The following is a 24,141-nucleotide window of genomic DNA, read 5'->3' on the forward strand; positions in this document are numbered from 1 at the left end:
CGTGGCTGCGGCTCAGCCTGCGATCCGTTCCCTCGCGCCTCGATGGATCTCGAGCATCCGCTCCACGGTCACGGACCAGGGCATCTGCTCGGCGCGGGCCCTCGCCGCGTCTCGACGTTCCGAGACGGGGCGCGCGAGCGTCGCCTCGATCGCATCCGCGAAGTCCTCGGCGGTGCCGCGCGCGGCGATGCCTGCGTCGGCGACCACCTCGGGCAGCGCCGACGCGGCGTTCACCACCACGGGGGTGCCTGACGCGAGCGCCTCAAGGGCTGCGAGCCCGAAGGTCTCGATCGGACCGGGTGCGACCACCAGGTCGGCGCTCGCGAGCAGAGTCGCGAAGCGCTCGCGGCCCGAGACGAAGCCGAGGAAGTCGATCGGGGCTCCCTCGGCTCGCGCGCGCATCTGCTCCGCCAGGGCGCCGGAGCCGGCGCAGACGAGCCTCAGCCTGGTACCTCGGTCCGCGAGGATCCTGACCGCGTCGATCGCGAGCTCGGGCCGCTTCTCCGAGGACAGCCGCGAGGCCATGAGGATCAGCGACTCGTCGGGGGCGGCGAGCTCGGCACGCACGGCGTCGTCGCGGCGCGCGGGCTGGAAGGTCTCCAAGTCCACGCCGAGCGGCACGCGCTCCACCGGTACGCCGATGCGGTCGAACTCCTGCGCCGCGAAGTCGGTGGTGGAGACGATGGTCGTGAACCTGCGCGCGGTACCTCGGTTGTGCCAGTCGGCCATCGCCTCAAGCGGCAGGCGTTCGCCCAGCGCATCGGGAAGGTTGGCGGCGAGGATGCCGTCGGCCCGCTCATGGGAGAAGAAGACCGAGGGCACACCCTGCGAGGCCGCCCAACCGCCGAGCGAGCGCAGCGTCGTCCTGTCAGAGACCTCGAGCACGTCTGGTCGGAACCCGCGCAGCACTCCGCGCAGCTCGCGCAGGCGGGAGATCATCCTGTATCCGCCGCTGAGCGGGAGGACGGGGCTGCGCAGAGTGATGCGTCGGCCGAACTCGGTGAGCTCATCCGTGTCCTCAGCGCCCGGGACCACCAGGAGCACCTTGTGCCCGTGCTCCACATAGCCCTTGCCCAGGGCGTGCATCGCGGTGCGCAGGCCTCCGGACGTGGGTCCGTAGAAGTTGGCGATGTGCGCGATGCGCATCAGCGCAGCACCTCCTCGTCCTCCCAGTCCCACGGACGGTGGGGGAGCGAGGTGTGCATGCGCACGGCCTCGGCGTACAGATCCATGAGGCTGTCGCAGACCTTCTCCCAGGTGCGCCCCTCGACGGAGACCCGCGCGTGGTTGCCGAACCTGGCGCGCTGCTCGTCGTTCTGGACCAGTTCGCGCACGTAGCCGACCATCTCGTCGAGCTGGCCGGGCGTGTAGAGGTAGCCGGTCTCGCCGTGGTCCACCAGGTCGATCGGCCCGCCGCGCCGGGGGGCGACGACGGGAACGCCGGACGCGAGCGCCTCCTGGATGGTCTGGCAGAAGGTCTCCAGCTCGCCGCAGTGGACGAACAGGTCGAAGGACGCGGTCGCCTCCGCGAGCTCCTCGCCTGACAGGAATCCGGTGAAGACCGCGTCGGGGAGCATGGCTTCCAGCTTGGCTCGCGACGGGCCCTCGCCCACGATCACGACGCGGATCCCGGGGATCGCCGCGAGCCGGCCCAGATCCTCGACGCGCTTCTCCGCCGCCAGCCGGCCGACGTATCCGACGACGATCTCGCCGTGCGGCGCCCACTGCTCTCGCAGCGAGGCGGAGCGCTTCGCGGGGTTGAAGCGTGCCGCGTCAACGCCTCGCGGCCACAGACGGAGGTGGTCCACGCCCAGGTGCTCCAACTGCAGCATCGCGTAGGTGGACGGCACCAGGTTCAGGTCCGCGCGCTGATGGATGTTGCGCACGCGGTTCCAGAGGATCCCCTCGCCCCAGCCCATGCGGTACCGGTCCGCGTAGGACGGCACCTCGGTCTGATAGACCGCGACGGTGGGCAGGCCCAGCTCGTGGCAGGCCTTCACGGCGGTCCAGCCGAGCACGAACGGGCTCGCCAGGTGCACCACGTCAGGATTGAAGTCCTCGAGGATCCGCGACAGCCGACCCGTGCCGGACAGTGCGACGCGCACGTCCCGATACCCCGGCCAGCCCATCGCGGGCAGGCGCGTGATGGACGCGATCCCGTAGCGCACCGGGCCTCGCGCCCCGCGGGACTCGGGAGCGATCACCATCGCCTCGTCCCCGCGACGGGTCAGATGCTCGATGACGCGCAGCAGCGAGTTCGTCACGCCGTTGTTGTGCGGCAGGAACGACTCGGCGACCAGAGCGACCTTCATGTGGACCATTGTCGCGCCGCTGGGTGTCGGATGCGTGTGCGTCCGCTGTGTGGCGCGTGAACGGGGGATGACGAGCAGGTGTCGGCGAGGACCGTGGACAATGGAGGTATGCGTTCCCGTCTTCTCCGTCCGATCCTCGTCCTGCTTCTCGCGCTCGCGGCCGTCGTGCCTGGTACGGCTGCGTCGGCCCACACATCGCTGTCGAGCACGGATCCCGAGCAGGGTGCCGAGGTGTCCGACCTGGAGCAGGTGACGCTCACCTTCACCGGTGCGGTGCTCGACCTGGGGACGACGCTCGTGCTCGTCCAGGGTGAGGAGCGGGTCGAGCTCGAGCCCACCTTCCCCACGGAGACGACGGTCGTGGCCGACGTGCCCGAGCTCGCCTCTGGCGCGTGGTCGCTCATGTACAGGATCGTCGCCGAGGACGGCCACCCGCTCGAGGGCCAGGTGGACTTCACGGTCGCTGGTGGCGCCGCTGAGCCCACGGCCGAGGCGACGGAGACCGCTGAGGCGGCGCTCCCGAGCACATCGGCCGAGCCGGCGCCGATCTCCGCTGAGCTGCCGTCTGCCAGCGCCTCGCCGGAGGCTGTCCAGGCAGACGAGCCGCGCACGGGCGGCTGGGTGCGCTTCGCTGGCGCCGCGGTCCTGGTCGCCGTGGCCGCCGCGGTGATCGTGTGGCTCCGACGGCGCGACGCGTCGGGCCCGGCAGGTGACGACGCCGCTGAAGCGCCGCGTGGCGAAGGCGAGGCCTGAGCCGGTGACAGGTGAGCCCCGATCCTCGTCGGTCGAGGACTATCTGAAGGTCATCTGGACCGCAGGCGAGTGGACTGGCGAGCCCGCCACGACCAAGGCGATCGCCGACAGGCTTGGCATCAGCCCGTCGTCCGTGTCTCAGCGAGTCCGCCGGCTCGTCGCGGACGGCCTCGCCCGGCACGAGAGCTACGGCACTGTCGAGCTCACCGACGAGGGCGCGGCGGTCGCGCTGCAGATGGTGCGCCGCCACCGCATCATCGAGACGTTCCTCGTGGAGAGCCTCGGCTACGGCTGGGACGAGGTCCACGACGAGGCCGAGGTGCTCGAGCATGCGTGCTCGGACAGGATGATCGACGCGCTCGACGCGATGCTCGGCCACCCCACCGTCGACCCGCACGGCGACCCGATCCCCAAGCCCGGAGGCATCGCCCGCACGGTCGACGCGGTGCGCGGCACCGACGCGGCACCAGGCGCCTGGACCGTCGCCCGAGTCTCCGACTCCGACCCCGAGGCCCTGCGCGAATGCGCGCGTCTGGGACTGGTTCCCGGCGCGAGTATCGTGATACTCGACCCCGATCCCGGCGGGGCAGTCAGGTGCCGCATCGACGGCGCCGACGCGTCGTCCATCCCGCCCGCGTGCGCCAGCGCGCTGTGGCTCGTCGAGAATCGGTAGCCCATGACTGCATTGCCCCCGCTCGCGCCTTCGGGGGTGCCGCGCTGGCGCCTGCCGCGCAGCGCGCGATCGCCGCACCCCGCCGCCGTGCTGGCCGGGTTCGTCGTCGCTGGGCTCGGCATCGGCCTGAGCCAGGCGGGCGCCTCCGCCGTGATCCAGGATCAGGTGCGCACGCTCGACACCTCGGTCGACATGATCGGCTACACGATCATGGCGTACGCGCTCGGCGTCGTGGTGGGCGCGCCGCTGCTCATGGTCGGCCTCGCGGGATGGGGCCGCCGCAGGCTCCTGCTCCTGATGTCGGGCATCTTCGTCGTCACGTCCGCGCTCACTGCGATCGCTCCCGACGTGTGGAGCCTGCTCGTCGTCCGCTTCCTCGCCGGGCTCCCGCACGGCGCTCTCCTCGGCACCGCCAGCTACGTCGCGATGCTGGCGGTCGGCCGCGAACGGCGCGGCATGGCGATCGCGACCATCATGTACGGGCTCACGGCCGCCACCGTGGTCGGTGTCCCCGCCATGCAGTGGGGATCCGAGGCGTTCGGATGGCGCTGGATGTACTGGGCCGTCACCGCAGTCGGCGTCGGCGGGCTGCTCCTCATCTGGGCGTACACGCCCCGCGTCGCGGGAACCAAGGGAACCTCGTTCACGCGAGAGATGTCCACGCTCACCGGCCGCCCGCTCTGGATGGCGATCCTCACCATCACCACGGGCTTCGCCGGTCTCGGTGCCGTCCAGTCGTACATGGTCCCCCTGCTCGAGGAGACGAACGGCTTCACCTCCGGCGCCGTGACCGTCACTCTCGTGCTCTTCGGAGTCGGCATGACGATCGGTGCGACGGCAGGAGGCAGGCTCACCGACCGAGGCCCTGCGCTCGCGGCGCGCGTCGGGCTCTCGGGCGTCGTCGTCTCGCTCGCCCTGCTCGGGCTGTTCGGCGACTCGGGCTGGCCCACCGTGATCTTCCTGGTCTCGCTCGGCGCCTTCGTGCAGGTCTTCAGCCAGTCGGCGCAGACGCGGCTCATGGACGTCATCCACTCCTCGCCTTCGCTCGGTGCCGCTCTCTCACATTCGGCGCTCAATGCCGCGACGGTGCTCGGCTCCGGCCTGGGTGCCGTCGTGATCGCGTTCGGGTTCGGGTTCCTCGCGCCCGCATGGCTCGCGCTCGTCGGTGCGATCGCCGCGCTGGTGCTGGTCGCCTGGGGGCCCGGCTACCGCGACGCCGAGTGAGCGGCCAGGGCGAGGCATCGTCGTCGGACGTGGGACGATAGAGGGATGCATCTGAGACTCGGCACCCGCGGCAGCGCGCTCGCCACCACGCAGTCTCAGCACGTCGCCGATGCCCTCGCAGCGGTCGCTGCCGAACGAGGCATCGATGCGCAGGTGGTCCTGGAGATCGTCACCACCCACGGCGACGTCTCACGCACCTCGCTCGTCGGCCTCTCCACCACCGGGGTCTTCGTCAACGCGCTGCGCGACCACCTTCTGGCCGGCGACTGCGATCTGCTGGTGCACTCGCTCAAGGACATCCCCGTGGAGCCGCACCCCGAGCTCGACATCGCCGCGATCCCCGCGCGTGAGGACGTCCGCGACGCGCTCTGCACCACCGGCACCTCGCTCCTCACGCTCCCGGAGGGCGCCAAGATCGGCACCGGGTCGCCGCGCCGCGCCGCCCAGCTGCGCAAGGCGCGCCCCGACCTGGAGGTCGTGGACATTCGCGGCAACGTGGACACCCGGCTGGGTCGCGTGGGCTCTGACCTGGACGGCGTGGTGCTGGCAGCCGCGGGCCTCAGCCGCCTCGGCAGGATCGGGGAGGCCACCGAGCTCATTCCCGTGGACGTCATGGTCCCCGCGCCGGGCCAGGGTGCGCTCGCCGTCGAGATCCGCCAGGACGCCGACCCGCAGCTGCGCGAGCTCGTGCACGCGCTCGACGACCCCGCGACCCGAGCGGGCGTCACCGCCGAGCGCACGGCGCTCGCCGTGCTTGAGGCGGGCTGCTCGGCGCCCGTCGGCGCCTACGCCACGGTCGCCGACGGCGAGCTGAGGCTCCACCTCCGAGTCACCGACGCCTCGGGAAGCCTCCAGCTGAACGAGATGGCGCGCGGACCCTTGCGCGAGGCTGCGTCGATCGGCCGTGCAGCGGCGTATGCGCTCCTGGGACGAGGTGCGGCCCGGCTGATGGGGGCACGATGACGTCGACGTCCTTCCAGGGCGTGCGCGTGATCGTTCCTGTCACGGAACGTCGCCGCGCGCTGGCGGAGCGCCTCCTGGCTGAGGGAGCGGTGGTGCACGAGGTGCAGTTCATCGCCATCGACGGTCCCGAGGACCCCGCGCCGTTGACGCAGGCGGTGCTCGACTGGTGCGACGGGCGCTACGACTGGCTCGCGGTGACGAGCCGCAACGCCGTCCTGCAGATGCGCGCTGTCGCCGAAGCGCACGGGCGCTCCCTCGCTGAGCCGCAGCCGCGTGCGCGCGTCGCGACGGTGGGGGAGGCGACGCAGCAGATCTGTGCGGAGTCCGGGCTTGAGGTCGCCCTGGTGCCCGAGGGTCGCCAGACGGCGCTTGGCATCGCGAAGGAGTTCCCCGAAGGAGAGGGCCGCGTGCTCGCGCCGGTCGGGAACTTGGCGGCTCCGACGCTCGAGCGGGGTATCGCGCGCAAGGGCTGGACGGTCGATTCCATCGAGGCGTACAGGACCGTCGACGGTCCCGGTGCCTCGCCCGAGGTCGCGGCCCAGGTGCGTGCTGGAGAAGTCGATGCCGTGCTGCTGACCTCCGGCTCCGTCGCCGAGCGCTTCGCCTCACAGTGCGCGCCGGTGCCCGAATCCACGATGATGGTGGCGATCGGGGAGACGACGGCCGCAGCCGCCCGCCAGGCGGGACTGCGCGTGGACGCCGTCTCCGCCGCGCCGAGTTACGACGGCATCGCGGACGCCCTTGCGTCGGTGATCGCCTCGAAGGGAGACCGATGAGCCTGAGCCGCAGGCCTCGAAGGCTGAGGACGACGCCTGCGATGCGTCGACTGGTGCGTGAGGTGCGTCCGCATGCCGCGCAGCTCGTGCTGCCGCTGTTCGTGCACGAGGACCTGGATGCGCCGCGTCCGATCACGTCGCTGCCCGGCGTGGAGCAGCTTCCGCTCAGCGGGGTGCGCGCCGCGGTGGAGGCCGCCGCGGAGGCGGGGATCGGCGGCGTCATGCTGTTCGCGATCCCGTCCGTGCGCGATGCCGAGGGCAGCGCCGCGTGCGAGAGCGACGGCATCCTCAACCTGGCGATCGCCGAGGCTGTCGCTGCCGCGGGCGACCAGGTGGTCGTCATGGCCGACCTGTGCCTGGACGAGTTCACCGACCATGGCCACTGCGGGGTGCTCGATGCGCGCGGGAACGTGCACAACGACGCGACCGTGCTCGTCTATCAGCGCATGGCGCTCGCGCAGGCGCGCGCCGGTGCCCACGTGCTCGGGCTCAGCGGCATGATGGACGGCCAGGTCGCCGCGATCCGCGATGCGCTCGATGAGGAGGGCTTCGAGAGTGTCTCGCTCCTCGCGTACGCCGCGAAGTACGCCTCGGCGTTCTACGGGCCGTTCCGTGAGGCCGTGGACAGCCAGCTCCAGGGAGACCGCAGGACCTACCAGATGGACCCCGCCAACCGTCGGGAGGGTGCCCTTGAGGCCGCGCTCGACGAGGCCGAGGGTGCGGACATCGTCATGGTGAAGCCTGCGCTCCCGTACCTCGACGTCGTCGCCGACGTCGCTGCCCAGTCCTCCGTGCCGGTGGCCGCGTATCACGTCTCGGGCGAGTACGCCCAGATCGAGGCCGCCGCCGCGAACGGCTGGATCGACCGTCGCGCCTCGCACCTCGAGGCGCTCACGTCGATGGTCCGCGCAGGCGCGGACATCGTCGTCACCTATGCCGCTCTGGATCTTGCGGCCTGGCTGAAGGAGGACGCATGAAGCCCATCTCGTCGACCCTGAAGACGAAGGTGCAGCGCCTGGGACTGCGCACCCTGCGCGGTGAGAAGGCGTGGGAGGAGCGCGCGGCTGACATCATGCCGGGCGGCGTCAACAGCCCCGTGCGCGCCTGGAACGGTGTGGGAGGCCACCCGCTGCCGATCGCATCCGCGAAGGGCGCCACCATCACCGACGGAGCCGGCCGCGAGTACCTGGACCTTGTCGACTCCTGGGGAGCGGGCATCGTCGGTCACGCCCACCCGCAGGTGGTCGCCGCCGTGCGCGCGGCCGCGTCGCGAGGCCTCAGCTTCGGCGCGACGACCGAGGCCGAGGTGGAGCTCGCGGAGCTGATCCGCGAGCGCTACGAGCCCGCGCAGAAGGTGCGCCTCGTATCCACGGGCACCGAGGCGACCATGACCGCGCTGCGCATCGCCCGCGCCGCCACGGGCCGCGACGTGATCATCAAGTTCGCGGGCTGCTACCACGGCCACTCGGACGGCCTCCTCGTCGCTGCAGGCTCGGGCCTCGCGACGTCTGGCGTCCCGGACTCGGCGGGAGTGACCGCCTCGGTCGCGAAGGACACCATGGTCCTTCCGTACGGAGACGTGGATGCGCTCACCGACGCCTTCGCCGAGCACGGTTCCCGCATCGCGGCCGTGATCACCGAGGCGGTGCCCGCGAACATGGGCGTCGTCGCGCCTCCCGCCGGCTTCCACCGTCTCGTGTCGGAGCTGTGCCGCAACGAGGGCGCTGTCTTCATCGTCGACGAGGTGCTCTCGGGCTTCCGTGCCGGACCCGCTGGAGGATGGGGACTCGAGCGCGACGCGGACATCGCCGCGGGCCGTGAGCCTTGGACCCCGGACCTCGTGACGTTCGGCAAGGTCATCGGTGGCGGGCTTCCCGTCGCAGCGGTGGCAGGTCGCGCCGATCTCATGGACCAGCTCGCACCCGTCGGTGCCGTCTATCAGGCGGGCACGCTGTCGGGTAACCCGGTGGCGGTCGCCGCCGGGCTCACCACCATGCGCCTGCTCGACGACGACGCGTACACCCACCTCGACCGCATCTCGACGCGGCTCCGGACGGGAGTTAGCGCCGAGCTCGACGCCGCAGGCATCACGCACGCCGTCGGGCATGCGGGCACGCTCTTCTCCGTGTTCCTGGGCCTCGACAAGGCGCCCGTCACGTTCGATGAGGTGTCCGACCAGGACGCGCTCGCGTACTCCGACATGTTCCACTCGTTCCGCTCGAGCGGGATCGCGCTGCCCCCGAGCGCGTACGAGGCGTGGTTCGTGTCGCTCGCGCACACCGACGAGCACGTGACGCGGATCGTCGAGGCAGTGAAGACCTGGGGCGGTCGCGAGGCCAAGCAGCCGTGAGCATGCTGCTGTCGCTCGACGTCGCCGACCGCGAGGTCGTCGTCGCGGGCGGCGGCGCCGTGGCCGCACGGCGCGTCCGTGCGCTGCTCGACTCGGGCGCACGGGTGACCGTCATCAGCCCTGAGGCGGGCGACGACGTCACGCGTCTCGCCTCCCACGGGGACATCCGCTGGGAGCGGCGTCGAGTCCGTCCCGAGGACCTTGACGGCGTGTGGCTCGCGATCGCTGCGACCGACGACCCCGACGTGAACCTCATGGTCGCGCGCTGGGCGTCCGACCGGCGCGTGTGGTGCGTCAACTCGTCCGACGGCTTCTCCACGTCGGCGCGCGTCGCTGCCGTGTCGAGGCACGGCGACCTGGCCGTCGGCGTCGTCTCCGAAGGGGCGCCTGACCCGTCCCGCGTGGCCCGGGTGCGCGACTCCCTCGGTGCGCTGCTGGACGAGGGTCAGGTGGATCTGCGGCGTGTGCGCGGGCGTCGTGGTCGTGTGGTCCTGGTGGGCTCCGGCCCGGGAAGCTCGGACCTCATCACCGTGCGCGGCGCCCGCCTTCTCGCGGAGGCCGACGTGGTCGTCACCGACCGGCTGGGCGCCACCGGACTGCTCGCTGCGCTCCCCGAGACGGTCGAGGTCATCAACGTCGGCAAGTCGCCCGACAACCACCCCGTCCCGCAGCACGAGATCAACGACATCCTCGTGGACCGCGCGCGCAAGGGCCTCACCGTCATCCGCCTCAAGGGCGGGGACCCTTTCGTGTTCGGCAGGGGAGGCGAGGAGGTGCACGCGTGCGTCGAGGCGGACATCCCCGTCGAGGTGGTGCCAGGCATCACCTCGGCGCTGTCGGCGCCCGCGCTCGCCGGCATCCCGCCCACGCAGCGCGGCATCGCCGCCTCGGTGCTCATCACGTCGGGCCACGCGGGGCCTGAGCCCGCGGTGCGCGCCGCGCTCGGGCACGGCGTCACCGTCATCGTCCTCATGGGAGTCGCGGCCCTTCCCGCGTTCGTGGAGGCGGCGCTGGAGGAGGGCGCTGACCCCTCCACACCCGTCGCGATCCTCGAGTCCGCGACCACCGCACGCGAGCGTGTCACGCACGGAACCGTTTCGGACATTGTTCGTATCGCCGGGGAAATGGCGGTGAAACCTCCCGCGGTTATCGTCATCGGCAAGGTCGCTGAGCCGGAGCTTCTCGCCTCGGCTCTCGCAGCGACTCCGCGCCCGTGATGCATGACCTGGAGGTCCGCCGATGACGTCGCCGATCCTGATCGGTTGTGCCCATGGCACTCGGAGCGAGGCAGGCCGTGAGGTCGTGCGGGAGCTTCTGCAGGAGGTGCGGGCCGCGCTGCCGGACGTGGACGTGCGCGAGGCCTACGTGGACGTCCACGGCCCTGATCTGAACGACGTCGTGGCGGAGATCGAGCAGGGCGAGGGCCTTCAGGCCGTCGTCGTCCCGCTGCTGCTGGCGGGCGGCTATCACGTGTATCACGACATCGCGAACGCGGTCGCTGACAGGCCCGACGTGGTCGCCACGTCGGCGCTCGGGCCCGACTCGCGGCTCGTGAAGCTGCTCATGGCGAGGCTCGCTGAGGCGGGCGTCCCTGAGGATGCGACCGTCGTGCTTGCGCCCGCGGGATCCTCGGACGAGCGCTCGCAGGCAGACACCGAGAAGACGGCGGAGATGCTGCGCACCGCCTGGCACGGGCCGGTGCGTGTGGGCTTCGCCGCTGACTTCACACCGACCGTCTCGGAGGCCGTCGCGACGGCGCGTGACTTCGGCGAGGACGGGGCGGTGGCCGTCGCGTCGTATCTGCTCGCGCCTGGAGTGTTCCAGGATCGGCTCGCGGAGTCGGGGGCCGACTGCGTCACGAAGCCGCTCGCGCCGCACCGTGTCCTCGTGGACATCGTCGTGGGTCGGTATCGTGAGGCGTGTGGTGTCTGACCCCTTCCTTCGTCAGCGCATCGTCCCTGGTATCGGAGATGAGGGGCAGGCGCGTCTGCGAGGCGCGCGCGTCGCGATCGTGGGCGTGGGCGGTCTCGGATGCCCCGCCGCGCAGTATCTCGCCGCCGCGGGCGTAGGGTCGCTGACGCTCATCGACTCCGACTCGGTGCAGACTTCCAACCTTCACCGTCAGATCCTCTTCGGCACGCCCGACGTGGGGCGCCCCAAGGTGGAGGCCGCCGCAGACTCCCTGGCCGCGTCGTCCCCGTGGTGCGAGGTCGTTCCCGTGCGCGAGCGCCTCGCGGACGGTGGGGTCGACCTGCTTGCCGACCACGACGTCGTGCTCGACGCGACCGACAGCTGGGTCTCGCGGCGGGACGTCGCACGTGCTGCGTCGGCCGTGGGTGCGCCGCTCGTCTGGGGCGCTGTGCAGGGCTGGCACGGTCAGCTCACTGTGTTCGACCGGGCTGTCGCGCTCGACGACGTGTTCCCAGACCGCGGCGATGACCCGCTCGACGGCTGCGAGGGCCAGGGCGCGGTGGGTGTCACCTGCGGTCTCGTGGGGGTCGCGATGGCGGGCCAGGCGATGGCGGTCCTGCTCGGTCTCGGCACGCTCGAAGGAACTCTGAACGTCGTGGACGGTCGCACGGGACGCTGGCGCGAGGCGCCGCTGCGGTCCCGCGCGGGTGCCCGTGCGTAGCGCCACCGACCACGTCGCCCAGGCACTGGCGCTCGTGGAGCCGTTGGGCGTGGAGCGGGTGCCGCTCGCGTCGGCTTTGGGCCGTGCCCTCGCGGAGCCCGTGCGGGCCGCTGCTGACGCCCCGCCCTTCCGGACGACGTCCATGGACGGCTACGCGGTCCGCTCCAACGAGGGCGCGCCTGGCCTCTGGGAGGTGAGTGCCGACGTTCCCGCGGGCATTGCGCCCGCGCCTCTGGCTGCCGGCACGGTCGCCCGCGTCATGACCGGCGCACCCATGCCCGACGGGGCCGACGCCGTGGTGCCCGTCGAGGACACCGATCGCGGCGTCGACCGGGTGGAGATCCACCGCTGGCCGGCCGCTGGTGCCTTCGTGCGCGAGGCGGGGGAGGACCTGCATCGCGGGGACGAGGTGTTGGGAGGCGCCCGACTGCTCAGGGCCGTTGACCTGGCCGCGTCCGCCGCCGCGGGCGCCCCGGACGTGTCCGTGGTGCGGCGGCCCCGCGTCGGCGTGCTGATCACGGGTGACGAGGTGCGGCCTCCCGGCTCCGCCCTCGAGCCCGGCCAGATCTTCGATGCGAGCTCCACCACGCTCCCCGCGCTCGTCGAGGAATGGGGCGGCGAATGCGTAGGCGTGCGGGTCGTGGGTGATACCGACCAAGCCGTCGTGGACGCGCTCGACTCGCTCGAGGCCGACCTGCTGATCACCGCAGGCGGCGTGAGCGCGGGCGCCTACGACGTCGTGAAGTCGGCCCTGGTGCCGCACGGCGTCTGGTTCGGGCCCGTGGCGATGCAGCCCGGCAAGCCACAAGGTCTCGGACTCTGGCGAGGGGTGCCGATCGTCTGCATGCCCGGCAACCCGGTCTCCGTCGTCGCCACCTTCCTGGTGGTCGTCGCGCCGATGATGCGCGAGATGCTGCGGTTGCCCTCGCCCGCCGTCGGCACCGCGGTGGCAGGCGTCGGATGGCGCTGCCCTCCCGGCCGCGCGCAGCTCATGCCGGTGAGGTTCGAGGGCGTCCGCGTCGTACCCGCGACGGCCGGCGGCTCCGGCTCTCACCTCATCGGCTCGCTCGCCCAGGCCGAGGCCTTCGCCGTCATCGCGGCCGACGTCTCCGAGGTGCTGCCCGGCGATACTGTGGGCCTCATGGGGATCACGCCATGACCGACTTCACGCACCTCGACTCCTCCGGGCACGCCCGCATGGTGGACGTCACCGCGAAGCAGCCGACGGTGAGGGCCGCCACCGCGTCGGCCTTCGTCTCGTGCTCCGCGACGGTGGTCGCCGCCCTGCGCGACGGCGCGGTGCCCAAAGGCGACGTGCTCGCCGTCGCCCGCGTCGCGGGGATCGCCGCTGCCAAGCGAACGCCCGAGCTGCTGCCGCTCGCCCACGTGATCGGCGTGCACGGCTGCACCGTCGACCTGACCGTGGAGGACGACGGGGTCGCGATCGAGGTGACTGTCTCGACGGCCGACCGCACCGGCGTCGAGATGGAAGCCCTCACCGCGGCATCCGTCGCCGCGCTCAACGTGGTCGACATGGTCAAGGGGCTCGACCGCGCCACCTCCATCCGCGAGGTGAAGCTGCTCAAGAAGAGCGGCGGCCGGTCCGGCGAATGGGTGCGCGCATGAGCGTCGCCGTGCGGCTGTTCGCCGGCGCCGCCGAGGCCGCCGGCGTCGAGGCGACCACCGCGTCGGCCACGACAGAGGATGCGCTGCGCACCGAGCTCGCCCTTCGCTTCGGCGAGGGTTTCGGTCCCGTGCTCGCCAAATGCTCGCTGATGGCCGACGGAGAGCTGCTCGAGCCCGGGGAGGCGCTTCCGCCCGGGGCGACAGTCGACGTGCTGCCACCGTTCGCGGGCGGATGACATGGCCGACTTCGACAGCGTCGTCGTGGGGGCAGGGGTTGCGGGGCTGACGGCCGCGCGCTTGCTGGCGCGCGCGGGTAGATCCGTGGTCGTGCTGGAGGCGCGCCGACGCATCGGCGGGCGCGTGGTGACCGACCGGTCCGACGGGTACGTCACCGACCGCGGCGCCTCATGGATCCATGGCATTGACGAGTCGCCCGTGGCCGAGGCTGCGCGCGCCTTCGGGATGCGGATGCAGGAGTTCACCGTCGGCGGGTATCAGGTCGATAGCAGGCCGATCGCGTACTACGGACCCGACTGTGAGCGCCTCTCGGCCGGGGAGGCCGCTGCGTTCGCCGCAGACGTGCACGCCGTCGACGAGGCGCTCGTGGCGGTCGTCGAGGCGTCCGCGCCCGACGCGTCGTACCGCGACGTGACCGACGCGGCCCTTGCGTCGTTCGGCTGGGAGCCGGCGCGGGCCGCGCGGGTGCGTGAGTACCTGGAGCACCGCAGCGAGGAGCAGTACGGCGCATGGATCGAGGACCTCGCGGCCCACGGGCTCGACGATGACCAGATCGAAGGCGACGAGGTCGTGTTCCCCGACGGGTACGACGTGCTGCCCGCGAGACTCGCCGAGGGGTTGGACGTGCGGCTCGGCGCGGTCGTGTCACGAGTGACCTGGGACGAATCGGGGGTGACCGTCGCGTCGTCCGGTGGGGTGGTGCGGGCCACCCACGCGGTGGTGACGGTGCCGGTCGGTGTGCTGCAGAGCGGGGCCTTCGAGTTCGATCCGCCATTGCCGGCTGAGGTCGCCGAACCGCTCGCCCGGCTCAGGATGAACGCGTTCGAGAAGGTGTTCCTGCGCTTCGACGAGCGGTTCTGGGACAGCGACGTGTACGCGATCCGGCAGCTCGGGCCCGAGGCCCATTGGTGGCACTCCTGGTACGACCTCACCGGGCTCGACGGCATGCCGACGCTGCTCACGTTCGCCGCTGGCCCGGCCGCCGTCGAGACGGCGAACTGGACCGATGAGGAGGTGGCCGCGTCGATCATGGCGCAGCTGCGTCGGCTGTATGGCGCGGATGTGCCGGATCCGGTGCGCGTCGACCGGACCGACTGGCAGGGCGACTACTTCTCGCGGGGCTCGTACGCGTACATGACGCTCGGCTCGTCGACGTCGGATCACGACGCGCTCGCGACGCCGGTCGGGGGAGTACTGCACCTCGCGGGCGAGGCGACCTGGACTGACGACCCCGCGACCGTCACGGCGGCCCTCATGTCAGGGCACCGCGCGGCGTGCCGCATCGTCGGCCAAGATCTGCCTATTGACGGACTCTGGAGGTAGCGGGATGGCGCGGGTGCAGTGGAGGTTCATCGGTCTGGCGGTGGGGTTCCTCGGCGTAGGAATCGCGCTCCTCATGGCGCAGTCGCGGTACTCGTGTGCCGCAGGCGGCGGTGAGGAATGCGGGCCGATCGCTGTCGACTACGTCGGGTCTGCGGTGATCGTGCTCGCGACGCTCGGGCTGGTCGCGTACTCGCTCGTCAGGGCGTTCCGGCCGCGCCAGTAGGTGCTCGGCGTCAGCGCGACTGGAACGCGAGGCGGCCCGCGAGCAACACATACGTGCCCGCGAACGTCCGGCGCATCCACGCCATCACCCTCGGTCGCGTGATCACCTGGTCGCGCATCACCGACGCGAACAGGCCATAGATCGCGAACACCAGGAACGTCGCCGCCATGAACACCAGGCTCAGGTAGGCCATCTCGAGCGTCGCATGCGCTGCCCCCGCTGGGACGAACTGCGGCAGGAACGCGAAGAAGAAGATCGTCAGCTTCGGATTCAGCAGGTTGATCAGCACAGCGGTGCCGACCACCTTGCGGGCCGAGACCTCGCGCTTCGACTCATCGACCTGGATCGCCGAACGATCGCGCCACGTCTGCCACGCCAGATAGAGCAGATAGGCGACGCCCAGCCACTTCACAGTCTGGAACGCCACGGCCGACGCGTTCAGCACCGCCGCGAGGCCCGTGATGGCCGCCAGCATGTGGGGCACGACGCCCAACGTGCAGCCGAACGCCGCGATCATGCCCGCACGGGCGCCACGAGTCAGGCCCGCCGAGATCGTGTACACGGCGCCGGTGCCAGGCGTGGCCACCACCACCAACGTCGTCAACAGAAACGCGATGCCCAACAGGGGCCTCCTCCGGGTAGGTGCCTCGCACGCTACTGAGTGTCACGAAATGGGGCAAGTGTCCGATGCGGGGCGCGCGCCAGGTGGTGCCGCGGGAGGTGAAGTGGCTCCGGAGCAGGCGTCGGACCAGGGGTGTTGGTGCGGTCGCGGGAGCGCGGAGGGCTGGGGTGCGCGCTCGCCGTGCACAACTGACTGAGAACCGGACCCGCGTGATTCTGGGACCTGCGGGTTTGTTGACTCCGTGTCGCTGCGTCAGTCAGTTCTGCACGCGGGAGCTGAGTGGACTCGGCAAGCCCGCTGGTTGTTAATCCACCCCGTGGTGACCTAATCATGTGAGGTCTCTCGTGTGGACTCGGAGCTCGCCCATACGATGGTGCGGTGGGGACCGTCTCAGATGAACTCGATCCAGTCTCGTTTGAACTCAATGAACGCTGCGTGATGCCGTTCTATGGGGATCTCATGGGTAAGAATGCGACTCGGCTGCAGTTCGATCTCGACCTGTTCTCCCGTGTCGCTGCTGAAACCACCGATGACGAAGTGATCGGGCTGCTGTCGGCTGATTGGCGGCCAAGGGCGGTGGGGGCATGGCTTGCGATCGGTCGCTCGAGTGAAGCGGTGGATCAGGCGTTGCTTGACAGCGTCGAGTCGTCAGAGGGTGCCTATTCGGCACTGCCGCTTGCGGTGGCCGCTGCTTTCGCCGTGCCTGATCGAGCGATTGCCTCACTGCTGCGCTACCGGGAGAAGGATCGTCGCGAGCAGGGTGGAGCCGCGGCGTTCGTGGAGGCCGCTGTGGCGTACCTCGGCGGTCCGATCGACTCCATCAGCGTCGTACCGGATGCTCGGGCCGACTTCGAGCAGATGCTCGCGGTCGCCGTAGAGGTTGCGGGGCGTGTCCGACCCCGTCAACAGTGAGTCGCATGTCGGGACAATGCTCGGCAAGCCCGCTGCGCGCCAATCCACCCTCTCGTTGAGGTGGCGGCAAACCGGCAGTTCGAAGGCGATGTCAGGCGGCGATGTGTTGGCTGGCCTCGTACTGAGAGATCCCGAGCCCGTGGCTCAAGGCAGCGAGGTGGCGAGGACGATCGGGAGAAGGAGGAGCAGCGGAGCGATGTCCCTCACGCGCGGACGAATCCATGTACGGACGATCGGCGTCTCAGAGGTCGCGTGCTCTGCTTCCGGGGCGCTGAGGAGCAGATTCTTGAGGTCTGCTGCGCGTTCACGGTGGCGCGCGCGGGTCGTTTTCGGTACCAGGATGGATCCGGAATAGGGCATCTCCCAACGAAGTGGTGGCTTCGCGTGGACCCGGACGGAGTCGTTGGTCTGGAAGTACTCGACGTTCTCAACGCGCGACGCGGGAACCTTGGTCTCCATGAATAGGCCGAAGACGCGTAGTTCGCCGGGCTGGACGACCCACCGGCTGGTGTCCATGCGCGCTATGGCGTAGGCGCCAACGAGCATTGGTAGCCACAGTAGGAATTCGCCCCACCACGGTCCTTTCTCGAACGAGGTCACGCCGACAACCGCCAGCATCGCGGGGACAATCGCAACGCGCCAGAAGGCGGTGCTCCACTTGGGGTGCTGCATCTCAATGACATCGAGGTCGCACGACGCGCTCACAGGCACCTCCTTCCGACCGCCCTGCCACTTTGGTCCGAACTTGTCCGTCATCGGTTGGCCGTGAAGAGTGGCGCGGCCATTGGTGGGCGTCCGCGAGCAGGCTATCGCAGCGATCTCTTCACCTGGGTCGGCAAGCCCGCCTGACTCCCGCCCCAGGGGCACTCACTCACTCCTCAGATGCGCCGAGTTCTCAGATCGGGCACTCACTCACCCGAACGGCCTGTTTACCGCCGGTTGACCGTGATGTCGCACGGTGGCCTCGACAGAGCGTCAGCAGAGTCGGGGGAGGCGAGCATGAGCGCTGTCGAACGGAGCATCGCGACCGAGCGAACCGTGGAGGTGGCCCGGGGGGATAGGCGTGCGGTCGCCATCGTCGGGACATGGCGGCTGACCGCCGGGGCGGTGATCGCCATCGCCCTGGTGGCTGACGCGCTGACGGTGATCTCCGAGGGAGGTTTCGTCTTCTGGGACTACTTCGGCTACTTCTCGGTCCAGACGATGGGTCTCGGAGCGGTCGTGCTGCTCGGCATGACGGGGCTCACCGGGAGGTCGCGTCCGGCACTCGTCGAGCACATGCGGCTAGCAGTGACCGCGTATCTCCTGCTCTCAGCCGCCTTCTACTGGGCGCTCATCTACCCCGTGCAGGCTGCGTCGTCCCCCTGGATCAACATCGTGATGCACGGTGGTGCGTCTGTCGTGCTTCTCGTCGACTGGCTTGTGGAGGGCCCACGCAGAGCGCCGAGCCGGACGGCTCTCTGGACTGGAATGATCTATCCGATCGTGTGGATGGTCGTGTTCCTCGTCCGTGGCGCGACCGACGGATGGACGCCTTACGAAGCCCTTGACCCGGTCAACGGCTATGCCATGGTCGCGGTCCAACTGGGCGGAAGCTTCCTCGCCATCCTCATCGCGCTGGTCGTGCTGCGGAATCTGACCCGGTGGCGGTGGGTGGACCCCGAAGCCGCGAAACGGCGCTGAAAGCGACGGTGAGTGACCCGAAACGAGGGGTCAGCCGCCTATGGCGCTCATCGGGCGGGTCGGCTGGAGGAACGTCGGGTCGTCGATGTCGTGTCCCGCCTTCTTGCCGAACAGGCAGCGGCGGATCGCGGCGTCCACGTCGGCGTCGGAGCCTCCCGAGCGGAGCACGGCGCGCACGTCGGTCTCGGTGCGCGCGAACAGGCACGCGCGCACCTGGCCGTCGGCGGTGAGGCGGAGTCTGTCGCAGTCGCCGCAGAACGGCCTGGTCACTGAGGCGATGACACCAACGCTCGCGGGGCCGTCGTCCAGCAGCCACGTCTGCGCCGGCGCGGCACCGCGGCCGGGACGCTCGGTGAGCGTCCACTCGCTCCGCAGGGTCGAGAGGATCTCGTCCGCGGTCACCATCTGCTCGCGCTTCCACGTGTGCCCGGCGTCGAGCGGCATCTGCTCGATGAACCGCAGGTGCAGTCCGCGGTCGGCGGCGAAGCGCGCGAGGTCCACGATCTCGTCGTCGTTCACCCCGCGCATCGCGACGGTGTTGATCTTCACGGGAGCGAGCCCGGCGGCTTCGGCCGCGGCGATGCCCGCAAGCGTGTCGTCGAGCCGGTCGCGGCGGGTGAGGTCCTTGAAGCGCTCGGGCCGCAGGGTGTCGAGCGAGATGTTCACGCGGTCGAGTCCCGCTTCGCGCAGCGGCTCCGCCAGCTCGGGAAGCTTGAGCGCGTTCGTGGTCAACGAGAGCTCGGGTCTGCCTGCAGGGCCTTCGAGCGCGGCCATGCGTGCCACGACATCCACGACGTCCGGGCGCAGCAACGGCTCCCCGCCGGTGAGCCTGATCGAGGAGACGCCCGCCTCGACGGCCACGCGCGCCACGCGCACGAGCTCGTCGGTGCTCAGCAGGCTGTCCTTCTGCAACCACGGCACGCCGTCCGCGGGCATGCAGTAGGTGCAGCGCAGCGAGCAGCGGTCGGTGAGCGAGATGCGGAGGTCGCGGTGCACGCGTCCGAACGTGTCGGTCAGCGGAGCGGGCGCCGTCATAGGCCCACCCAGGTGTGCGAGCCGTCGGCGAGGATCTCGCGCTTCCACACGGGCAGCTCTGCCTTGACGTGCTCGACGAGCGCGCGGCACGCGTCGAAGGCCTCGGCACGATGCGCGGATCCGGCGGTCGCGACGATCGCCGCGTCGCCCACGGCGAGCAGGCCGACGCGATGGGTCACCGCGAGCGCGACGTCAGGGTGGTCGGCGGCGACCGACTCGGTGATCCGGGTGAGGAACGCTGCGGCGTAGGGGTGGGCGCTGTACTCCAGGTGCGTCACCTCGCCGACGACGGACGGGTCGTGGTCGCGGACCACCCCCACGAACGTCGCGACGGCCCCGTGCGACGCCGAGGAGACGGCAGCGACGTGCGCGGCAAGGTCAAGGGGCTCGGCCGAGATGCCGAGCATGGCGACGCTCATGCGCCCTCGCCGCGCGGCGCGTGGTCGTCGCCGCGCACCTGGCCGAGCGCGTGGGGGAGGAGGCGTCCGAGCACGTCGGCGCCCGTGCGTGCCGCACCCACGGAGCCGGGCAGGTTCACGATCAGCACGCGCTCCGCGGTGAGCCCCGCGAGACCACGCGACAATGCTGCGGCGGGTACCCCGGCGTCGGCCGCGCGCACGGCCTCGGGGATGCCGGGCAGGAGGGTCTCGAGAAGCGGCGCGGTGGCCTCCGGGGTCACGTCGCGAGGCGAGATCCCGGTCCCACCGGTGGTGACGACGGCGTCGGACGACTCCACTGCCTCAAGCAGCGCCTCCCGCACGGGGACCACACCGTCGGGCACCAGGACGCGTGTCACATGAGCGTCGAGCGCCTCGAACGCGTCGGCGAGGATCGGACCCGACAGGTCCTCCGCCTCGCCCGCCGAGCAGCGGTCGGACACCGTGATCACGGTGAGCCGTGAGCCTTCCAGGGACATGTCCGCCAGTGTAGGCACGCCACGTTGCGCGGAGGTTGCCCGGACGTCAGGTAGCGGCGACGGGCTGCCGCAGGATCGTGCGCAGCTTCTCGGGCGCGGTGCGGCGCATGTCGCTCAGGTAGATCTCGTGATGCTTGCCCGTCATGGTCAGCCCTTGCGAGGGGACGAAGTCGTGGTGGAGCGCGTGAAGCACCGGCGCTTCGGCATCGAATGGGCCCACGTGCAGGGTCTGGACCGCAGACCCTTCGGACAAGGTCTCGAGCCGCACGAGGGGCAGTGCCGCCGGATCGCTCTTCGCTGCCACGGCGTCGCGCGCCGTCTCGACGTGCTCCGCGGTGATCCAGTCGGGCGTCATGATCATGGCAGTCCAGTCCCACAGCGACTTGTCGCGCGCCGACGTGAAGGTCTCCATGTCGTCGGCCCACCACAGGCCCTCGAGCGGCATGACCGTGTAGTCGCGGTCGAGCTCCTTCTTGCTGAAGAACTTGAGCCAGTAGGCCAGGGGGAACAGTGCCTCGATCGCGTCGCCGAACGGGCCGTCGGTGTTCGGGTCGCCGTGCCCGTCGATCATGAGGAACTGCAGGTCCGGGACGTCCACGAGCTCGAATCGTCCCCGGGGTGCCTTGTAGGTGGGGATGGTCTTCTTGAAGTCTGTCTTCATCGCGTGCCCCCGCCCTGTGGTGACCCCCGTCAGGTGACAGCGTAGGCGCGTGGCGGGTCGCCTGCCGGGGCAAGGTGGATCCTCGCGCCGGGCACAAGGCCGACGGCCTGCTCGGGGTCCACGTCGGTGGCGAGTCGCTCTCCGTGGATCCGCACGCCGTCGCCGTGAGGCTCGACGGCGCGGACGCGGTCAGGGATCGCTCCGGGCGTGGGCTCGGACACCAATCGAAGCTCTCGGGGCCGGGGCGCGATCGCGGCGGGCTCGCCCTCGCGCGGCTTCTCCTCGGAACCGGCCGACGCGGGCACGGAGTCTCCCTCGGGCGTCACCAGCGCGTGCCCCGTCCACGTGCCGACGAGCAGCGAACGTCCCGCCATGCGCGCGGCGAAGGCCGTCCGGGGCCGGGTGAGCACCCGCTCCGTGGGCCCGTGCTCGACGACCCGTCCCGAGTCGAGCACCGCCACGTCCTGGGCGAGGGCGAACGCGTCGAGCACCTCGTGAGTCGCGAGTACGGCGGTCCGCTCGGCAAGCACCGATCCGACGAGAGACCGCATCGCCGTTGCTACCTCCAGGTCCAGCGCGGCGAACGGCTCGTCAAGGAGCAACAGGTCGGGGGTCGCGGCGAGGGCGCGGGCCAGCGCGACCCTGCGCGCCTGCCCGCCCGAGAGCGAGTCGACGGTCCGGGCAGCGAGGTCCGTCGCGTCCACTCGTGTGAGCCAGCGATCCGCCTCGGTCCGCGACGCTTCCCGCGTCATGCCGGATGCTCGCGGCCCGAAGCCGACGTTGTCGCGCACCGTGAGCGACGGCAGCAGCGCGGAGTCCTGCGTGACGATGCCGATGCGGCGACGATGCGACGGGACCGGTCGAGGGCCGCCCAGCAGGAGCCGGTCTCCCAGAGCGATCCGGCCCTCGGCGGCGACCATCCCTGCGAGCGCCTCCAGGACCGTGGACTTGCCAGCGCCGTTCGGGCCGAGCAGCGCAAGCGTCGTCCCGTCGGGCACGGACAGGGTGACGTCCACGCCTCGCGCGGCGACGGTCAGGGCGGCCTCAAGCCTCATGCGGCCACCCCCTGGCGAGCGCGGCGGAACGTGAGCGCCACGACCGCCACGGCGACGATGACGAGCACGAGCCCGAGCGCGACCGCGGCGTCGGGGTCGGCCTCGCGCGCCAGGTAGATCTTGAGCGGGGCCGTCCGGGTGACGCCCTCAAGGCTGCCCGCGAAGGTCAGGGTCGCGCCGAACTCGCCGAGCGCCCGCGCGAACGCGAGCACGGTCCCCGTGACGAGCGCAGGGATGAGCGCGGGAAGGGTCACGCGGCGGAACACCAGCCACGGCCCGGCGCCGAGCGTCCCTGCGGTTGCCTCATGCCGGCCCGACCGCGAGGCGAGCGCCGTCTCGACCGCGAGCACCATGAACGGCAGCGCGACGAACGTCTGCGCGATCACGACGGCCGCGGTCGTGAAGGCGACCTCGATCCCGAGCACCTCGAGCGTGCCGCCCAGCAGGCCGCGTCGTCCGAAGGCGTAGACGAGAGCGAGGCCGCCGACCACCGGTGGCAGCACGAGCGGGGCGAGCACGAACGCCCGCACCACGGAGATGCCGTGGAAGCGCGCGCGGTGCAGTGCCAGTCCCAACGGCACGCCCAGCACCAGGCACAGCGCCGCGGCGACGCCTGCGGTGCGAAGCGACAGCCCGAACGCCGCCACCGCCGACGGCGAGGTCACCAGCGGGACGAAGTTCGCCCAGTCGACGCGCGACGCCAGCGCCACGAGCGGCACTGCCACGAGCAGCGCGCCGAGCACGGCGAGCGGCAGGAGGCGCCGGGGGTACGTCACGGCGTCGTGAACCCTGCCGACTCGAGCACCTCTCGGCCCGCGTCCGAGAGCACGGCGGCGACGAACTCGTCGGCCAGCATGGAGGGGCTCTGGCCCACCCGAGGGAGTGCGGCGATGGGGTAGAGGTTCACCGCAAGGTCGGCGCCCTCGAGCGGCACCTGCTGCACGCCGTCGGCGCGGGCGATGTCGGTGACGTAGACGATGCCGGCGTCGGCCTGCCCGGAGGCGACCTTGCCGAGCACGTCGGTGACGTTCGACTCCTCGGAGACGGGCGAGAAGGACGTGCGGGTGGCCTCCTCGACGAGCTGCGTCGCCGCGCCGCACGGCACCTGAGGCGCGCACACCACGAGCCGCACGTCGGGACGCGTGAGATCGGTGATGCCGGTGATCCCGGCAGGATTGCCCTCCGGCACCGCGATGGTCAGCGTGTTGGACGCGAAGATCAGAGGCTCGATCCCGATCTCCTCCGACACCTGCGCCATCGTCGCCTCGTTCGCGGTGGCGAGCACGTCCGCAGGGGCACCCTCGAGAACCTGCTGCGCAAGCGTCGAGGACCCGGCGAACGACAGCGAGACGGTGACCCCTGGATGTGAGGCCTCGAACTCGTCGGCGATCTCGGTGAAGACGTCGGTGAGCGAGGCCGCCGCCAGCACCGTCACGGTCCTGTCCTCAGGCTCCCCGTCGGGCACCGCCGCGCACGCCGCCAGGCTCACGGCGACAGCGGCCGCCAGAGCGGTCAGCGACGCGCGGAACCGGGGTCGGGGCATGAGGGCGATGCTATTGCCCTCGGACGGGGTCAGCGTTCGTCGTCGCCCTCGAGGGCATCGTTGAGCAGCTCGTACAGCCGCGCATGCACCCTCTCGACGTTCGGGATGTCATCGAACGACAGCGGATCGTCGGAGGCGGACTCGATGATGAGCGTGCCCGTCTTGAACATCTGATCGATCAGCCCATGCCGGAACTGGACCGTGTTGATCCGCGCGAGCGGGATGTCGATGCCGCTCTTCGTGAGGATCCCCGTGCGGTAGATCACGCGCCGATCCGTGATGACGAAGTGCGTGGTCGCCCAGCGGATGTACGGGGTCACGGCGAGCCACACGACGAGGATCACGAGCACGACCGCCACGGCGATCCCGATCCCGTTCTCGACCCCGGCGCTCCACTCGACCGAGTCCATCCACCACCATGCGAGCACGCCCAGCGCGATCGCGAGCACGCTGCTCAGCACGGCGCCGACGAGCGCCTTCCAATGCGGATGCGCGTCGATGACGATCTCCTCGTCAGGCGCCAGAAGATCCCGTGGGTATGCCATGGCTCGAGCGTATCGGCGTCGTCCCCGTCGCGGTAGGGCGGACCAGGGGAGACGCGTGCACGAGGACCGCCGCGGAG

The 24,141-nt window shown here is 70.8% G+C and carries 29 protein-coding genes; 17 read left to right on the plus strand and 12 right to left on the minus strand.

Features of this window, described 5'->3' with window-relative positions:
• Window positions 1-12 precede the first annotated feature (12 nt).
• Both QQX04_RS05510 and QQX04_RS05515 read right to left on the minus strand, forming a co-directional pair.
• Entirely contained in the window at window positions 13-1,146 is a 1,134-nt protein-coding gene (locus QQX04_RS05510) for a glycosyltransferase (RefSeq protein ID WP_301127028.1), read from the minus strand.
• Entirely contained in the window at window positions 1,146-2,312 is a 1,167-nt protein-coding gene (locus QQX04_RS05515) for a glycosyltransferase family 4 protein (RefSeq protein WP_301127031.1), read from the minus strand. Before QQX04_RS05515 ends, QQX04_RS05510 begins: the two co-directional genes overlap by 1 nt.
• A gap of 108 nt (window positions 2,313-2,420) precedes the next feature.
• On the opposite strand from QQX04_RS05515, the gene QQX04_RS05520 reads away from it, so the two are divergent.
• Genes QQX04_RS05520 through QQX04_RS05590 form a run of 15 tightly spaced genes read left to right on the plus strand, consistent with a single transcriptional unit; the run spans window position 2,421 to window position 15,092 of the window.
• Window positions 2,421-3,065 carry a copper resistance CopC family protein gene (locus tag QQX04_RS05520; protein ID WP_301127037.1) on the plus strand — a complete coding sequence of 215 codons (645 nt, stop codon included), beginning with the start codon at window positions 2,421-2,423 and terminating at the stop codon, window positions 3,063-3,065.
• Window positions 3,066-3,069: 4 nt separating this feature from the next.
• Window positions 3,070-3,738 carry a metal-dependent transcriptional regulator gene (locus QQX04_RS05525; protein ID WP_301127039.1) on the plus strand — a complete coding sequence of 223 codons (669 nt, stop codon included), beginning with the start codon at window positions 3,070-3,072 and terminating at the stop codon, window positions 3,736-3,738.
• A 3-nt stretch (window positions 3,739-3,741) separates the two neighbouring features.
• Window positions 3,742-4,962, plus strand: a complete 1,221-nt coding sequence (locus tag QQX04_RS05530) for an MFS transporter (protein WP_301127041.1) — start codon at window positions 3,742-3,744, stop codon at window positions 4,960-4,962.
• A 45-nt stretch (window positions 4,963-5,007) separates the two neighbouring features.
• The gene (gene hemC, locus QQX04_RS05535; RefSeq protein WP_301127042.1) at window positions 5,008-5,925 is read left to right on the plus strand and encodes a hydroxymethylbilane synthase; all 918 of its coding nucleotides are present in this window, start codon (window positions 5,008-5,010) and stop codon (window positions 5,923-5,925) included.
• Complete coding sequence (locus tag QQX04_RS05540) at window positions 5,922-6,701, plus strand: uroporphyrinogen-III synthase (RefSeq protein ID WP_301127044.1); 780 nt, start codon at window positions 5,922-5,924, stop codon at window positions 6,699-6,701. The genes hemC and QQX04_RS05540 overlap by 4 nt, the downstream gene beginning before the upstream one ends.
• Window positions 6,698-7,678 (plus strand): porphobilinogen synthase, encoded by a 981-nt coding sequence (hemB, locus tag QQX04_RS05545; RefSeq protein WP_301127046.1) that lies wholly within the window; start codon window positions 6,698-6,700, stop codon window positions 7,676-7,678. Before QQX04_RS05540 ends, hemB begins: the two co-directional genes overlap by 4 nt.
• Window positions 7,675-9,051, plus strand: a complete 1,377-nt coding sequence (locus QQX04_RS05550; protein ID WP_301127048.1) for a glutamate-1-semialdehyde 2,1-aminomutase — start codon at window positions 7,675-7,677, stop codon at window positions 9,049-9,051. Before hemB ends, QQX04_RS05550 begins: the two co-directional genes overlap by 4 nt.
• A gap of 2 nt (window positions 9,052-9,053) precedes the next feature.
• A complete protein-coding gene (gene cobA, locus QQX04_RS05555) occupies window positions 9,054-10,268 on the plus strand; it encodes a uroporphyrinogen-III C-methyltransferase (RefSeq protein ID WP_301127673.1) in 1,215 nt (404 codons plus the stop codon).
• 22 nt (window positions 10,269-10,290) lie between these two features.
• Entirely contained in the window at window positions 10,291-10,983 is a 693-nt protein-coding gene (locus QQX04_RS05560; RefSeq protein ID WP_301127050.1) for a sirohydrochlorin chelatase, read from the plus strand.
• A complete protein-coding gene (locus QQX04_RS05565; protein ID WP_301127052.1) occupies window positions 10,976-11,683 on the plus strand; it encodes a HesA/MoeB/ThiF family protein in 708 nt (235 codons plus the stop codon). The genes QQX04_RS05560 and QQX04_RS05565 overlap by 8 nt, the downstream gene beginning before the upstream one ends.
• Window positions 11,676-12,842 carry a molybdopterin molybdotransferase MoeA gene (locus QQX04_RS05570; RefSeq protein WP_301127054.1) on the plus strand — a complete coding sequence of 389 codons (1,167 nt, stop codon included), beginning with the start codon at window positions 11,676-11,678 and terminating at the stop codon, window positions 12,840-12,842. The genes QQX04_RS05565 and QQX04_RS05570 overlap by 8 nt, the downstream gene beginning before the upstream one ends.
• The gene (gene moaC, locus QQX04_RS05575) at window positions 12,839-13,309 is read left to right on the plus strand and encodes a cyclic pyranopterin monophosphate synthase MoaC (protein ID WP_301127056.1); all 471 of its coding nucleotides are present in this window, start codon (window positions 12,839-12,841) and stop codon (window positions 13,307-13,309) included. Before QQX04_RS05570 ends, moaC begins: the two co-directional genes overlap by 4 nt.
• Window positions 13,306-13,545, plus strand: coding sequence for a MoaD/ThiS family protein (locus QQX04_RS05580; protein ID WP_301127058.1), 240 nt, complete (start codon window positions 13,306-13,308; stop codon window positions 13,543-13,545). The genes moaC and QQX04_RS05580 overlap by 4 nt, the downstream gene beginning before the upstream one ends.
• 1 nt (window position 13,546) lies before the next feature.
• Window positions 13,547-14,869, plus strand: a complete 1,323-nt coding sequence (locus tag QQX04_RS05585) for a flavin monoamine oxidase family protein (protein WP_301127060.1) — start codon at window positions 13,547-13,549, stop codon at window positions 14,867-14,869.
• Between the two features lie 4 nt (window positions 14,870-14,873).
• Window positions 14,874-15,092, plus strand: a complete 219-nt coding sequence (locus QQX04_RS05590; protein ID WP_301127062.1) for a hypothetical protein — start codon at window positions 14,874-14,876, stop codon at window positions 15,090-15,092.
• A 10-nt stretch (window positions 15,093-15,102) separates the two neighbouring features.
• Here the strand turns inward: QQX04_RS05590 and QQX04_RS05595 are convergent, their stop codons facing one another.
• Window positions 15,103-15,714 (minus strand): LysE family translocator, encoded by a 612-nt coding sequence (locus tag QQX04_RS05595; protein ID WP_301127064.1) that lies wholly within the window; start codon window positions 15,712-15,714, stop codon window positions 15,103-15,105.
• A gap of 378 nt (window positions 15,715-16,092) precedes the next feature.
• Here QQX04_RS05595 and QQX04_RS05600 point away from each other — a divergent pair, with 378 nt between their 5' ends.
• Entirely contained in the window at window positions 16,093-16,626 is a 534-nt protein-coding gene (locus QQX04_RS05600; RefSeq protein ID WP_301127066.1) for a DUF6000 family protein, read from the plus strand.
• Window positions 16,627-16,770: 144 nt separating this feature from the next.
• Here the strand turns inward: QQX04_RS05600 and QQX04_RS05605 are convergent, their stop codons facing one another.
• Window positions 16,771-17,382, minus strand: coding sequence for a hypothetical protein (locus QQX04_RS05605; protein ID WP_301127068.1), 612 nt, complete (start codon window positions 17,380-17,382; stop codon window positions 16,771-16,773).
• Between the two features lie 243 nt (window positions 17,383-17,625).
• Between QQX04_RS05605 and QQX04_RS05610 the strand changes: the two genes are divergently transcribed.
• Window positions 17,626-18,309, plus strand: a complete 684-nt coding sequence (locus QQX04_RS05610; protein WP_301127069.1) for a Pr6Pr family membrane protein — start codon at window positions 17,626-17,628, stop codon at window positions 18,307-18,309.
• Between the two features lie 30 nt (window positions 18,310-18,339).
• On the opposite strand, the gene moaA is transcribed toward QQX04_RS05610, so the two are convergent.
• From moaA to QQX04_RS05650, 8 genes are read right to left on the minus strand one after another with little or no spacing between them, the layout of a single operon-like run.
• Window positions 18,340-19,344, minus strand: coding sequence for a GTP 3',8-cyclase MoaA (moaA, locus tag QQX04_RS05615; protein ID WP_301127071.1), 1,005 nt, complete (start codon window positions 19,342-19,344; stop codon window positions 18,340-18,342).
• Window positions 19,341-19,763 (minus strand): molybdenum cofactor biosynthesis protein MoaE, encoded by a 423-nt coding sequence (locus QQX04_RS05620; RefSeq protein ID WP_301127077.1) that lies wholly within the window; start codon window positions 19,761-19,763, stop codon window positions 19,341-19,343. Before QQX04_RS05620 ends, moaA begins: the two co-directional genes overlap by 4 nt.
• Window positions 19,760-20,260 (minus strand): MogA/MoaB family molybdenum cofactor biosynthesis protein, encoded by a 501-nt coding sequence (locus QQX04_RS05625; protein ID WP_301127079.1) that lies wholly within the window; start codon window positions 20,258-20,260, stop codon window positions 19,760-19,762. The genes QQX04_RS05620 and QQX04_RS05625 overlap by 4 nt, the downstream gene beginning before the upstream one ends.
• 46 nt (window positions 20,261-20,306) lie before the next feature.
• Window positions 20,307-20,921, minus strand: a complete 615-nt coding sequence (locus QQX04_RS05630; protein ID WP_301127081.1) for a GyrI-like domain-containing protein — start codon at window positions 20,919-20,921, stop codon at window positions 20,307-20,309.
• Between the two features lie 29 nt (window positions 20,922-20,950).
• On the minus strand, window positions 20,951-21,976 hold the full coding sequence (locus QQX04_RS05635; protein ID WP_301127083.1) for an ABC transporter ATP-binding protein: 1,026 nt from the start codon (window positions 21,974-21,976) through the stop codon (window positions 20,951-20,953).
• A complete protein-coding gene (locus QQX04_RS05640) occupies window positions 21,973-22,752 on the minus strand; it encodes an ABC transporter permease (RefSeq protein WP_301127085.1) in 780 nt (259 codons plus the stop codon). The genes QQX04_RS05635 and QQX04_RS05640 overlap by 4 nt, the downstream gene beginning before the upstream one ends.
• A complete protein-coding gene (gene modA, locus QQX04_RS05645) occupies window positions 22,749-23,519 on the minus strand; it encodes a molybdate ABC transporter substrate-binding protein (protein ID WP_301127086.1) in 771 nt (256 codons plus the stop codon). The genes QQX04_RS05640 and modA overlap by 4 nt, the downstream gene beginning before the upstream one ends.
• Window positions 23,520-23,548: 29 nt before the next feature.
• Window positions 23,549-24,064 (minus strand): PH domain-containing protein, encoded by a 516-nt coding sequence (locus QQX04_RS05650; RefSeq protein WP_301127088.1) that lies wholly within the window; start codon window positions 24,062-24,064, stop codon window positions 23,549-23,551.
• Window positions 24,065-24,141: the final 77 nt, after the last annotated feature.

Source organism: Demequina zhanjiangensis, assembly GCF_030418315.1.
Taxonomy (GTDB): domain Bacteria; phylum Actinomycetota; class Actinomycetes; order Actinomycetales; family Demequinaceae; genus Demequina; species Demequina zhanjiangensis.

Bases quoted from the DNA above. Each gene is read 5' to 3' on its own strand.
- QQX04_RS05510 (WP_301127028.1), bottom strand. From the start codon at position 1,146: ATGCGCATCGCGCACATCGCCAACTTCTACGGACCCACGTCCGGAGGC.
- QQX04_RS05515 (WP_301127031.1), bottom strand. From the start codon at position 2,312: ATGAAGGTCGCTCTGGTCGCCGAGTCGTTCCTGCCGCACAACAACGGC.
- QQX04_RS05520 (WP_301127037.1), top strand. From the start codon at position 2,421: ATGCGTTCCCGTCTTCTCCGTCCGATCCTCGTCCTGCTTCTCGCGCTC.
- QQX04_RS05530 (WP_301127041.1), top strand. From the start codon at position 3,742: ATGACTGCATTGCCCCCGCTCGCGCCTTCGGGGGTGCCGCGCTGGCGC.
- hemC (WP_301127042.1), top strand. From the start codon at position 5,008: ATGCATCTGAGACTCGGCACCCGCGGCAGCGCGCTCGCCACCACGCAG.
- QQX04_RS05540 (WP_301127044.1), top strand. From the start codon at position 5,922: ATGACGTCGACGTCCTTCCAGGGCGTGCGCGTGATCGTTCCTGTCACG.
- hemB (WP_301127046.1), top strand. From the start codon at position 6,698: ATGAGCCTGAGCCGCAGGCCTCGAAGGCTGAGGACGACGCCTGCGATG.
- QQX04_RS05550 (WP_301127048.1), top strand. From the start codon at position 7,675: ATGAAGCCCATCTCGTCGACCCTGAAGACGAAGGTGCAGCGCCTGGGA.
- cobA (WP_301127673.1), top strand. From the start codon at position 9,054: ATGCTGCTGTCGCTCGACGTCGCCGACCGCGAGGTCGTCGTCGCGGGC.
- QQX04_RS05560 (WP_301127050.1), top strand. From the start codon at position 10,291: ATGACGTCGCCGATCCTGATCGGTTGTGCCCATGGCACTCGGAGCGAG.
- moaC (WP_301127056.1), top strand. From the start codon at position 12,839: ATGACCGACTTCACGCACCTCGACTCCTCCGGGCACGCCCGCATGGTG.
- QQX04_RS05580 (WP_301127058.1), top strand. From the start codon at position 13,306: ATGAGCGTCGCCGTGCGGCTGTTCGCCGGCGCCGCCGAGGCCGCCGGC.
- QQX04_RS05585 (WP_301127060.1), top strand. From the start codon at position 13,547: ATGGCCGACTTCGACAGCGTCGTCGTGGGGGCAGGGGTTGCGGGGCTG.
- QQX04_RS05590 (WP_301127062.1), top strand. From the start codon at position 14,874: ATGGCGCGGGTGCAGTGGAGGTTCATCGGTCTGGCGGTGGGGTTCCTC.
- QQX04_RS05605 (WP_301127068.1), bottom strand. From the start codon at position 17,382: ATGACGGACAAGTTCGGACCAAAGTGGCAGGGCGGTCGGAAGGAGGTG.
- QQX04_RS05610 (WP_301127069.1), top strand. From the start codon at position 17,626: ATGAGCGCTGTCGAACGGAGCATCGCGACCGAGCGAACCGTGGAGGTG.
- moaA (WP_301127071.1), bottom strand. From the start codon at position 19,344: ATGACGGCGCCCGCTCCGCTGACCGACACGTTCGGACGCGTGCACCGC.
- QQX04_RS05620 (WP_301127077.1), bottom strand. From the start codon at position 19,763: ATGAGCGTCGCCATGCTCGGCATCTCGGCCGAGCCCCTTGACCTTGCC.
- QQX04_RS05625 (WP_301127079.1), bottom strand. From the start codon at position 20,260: ATGTCCCTGGAAGGCTCACGGCTCACCGTGATCACGGTGTCCGACCGC.
- QQX04_RS05630 (WP_301127081.1), bottom strand. From the start codon at position 20,921: ATGAAGACAGACTTCAAGAAGACCATCCCCACCTACAAGGCACCCCGG.
- QQX04_RS05635 (WP_301127083.1), bottom strand. From the start codon at position 21,976: ATGAGGCTTGAGGCCGCCCTGACCGTCGCCGCGCGAGGCGTGGACGTC.
- modA (WP_301127086.1), bottom strand. From the start codon at position 23,519: ATGCCCCGACCCCGGTTCCGCGCGTCGCTGACCGCTCTGGCGGCCGCT.
- QQX04_RS05650 (WP_301127088.1), bottom strand. From the start codon at position 24,064: ATGGCATACCCACGGGATCTTCTGGCGCCTGACGAGGAGATCGTCATC.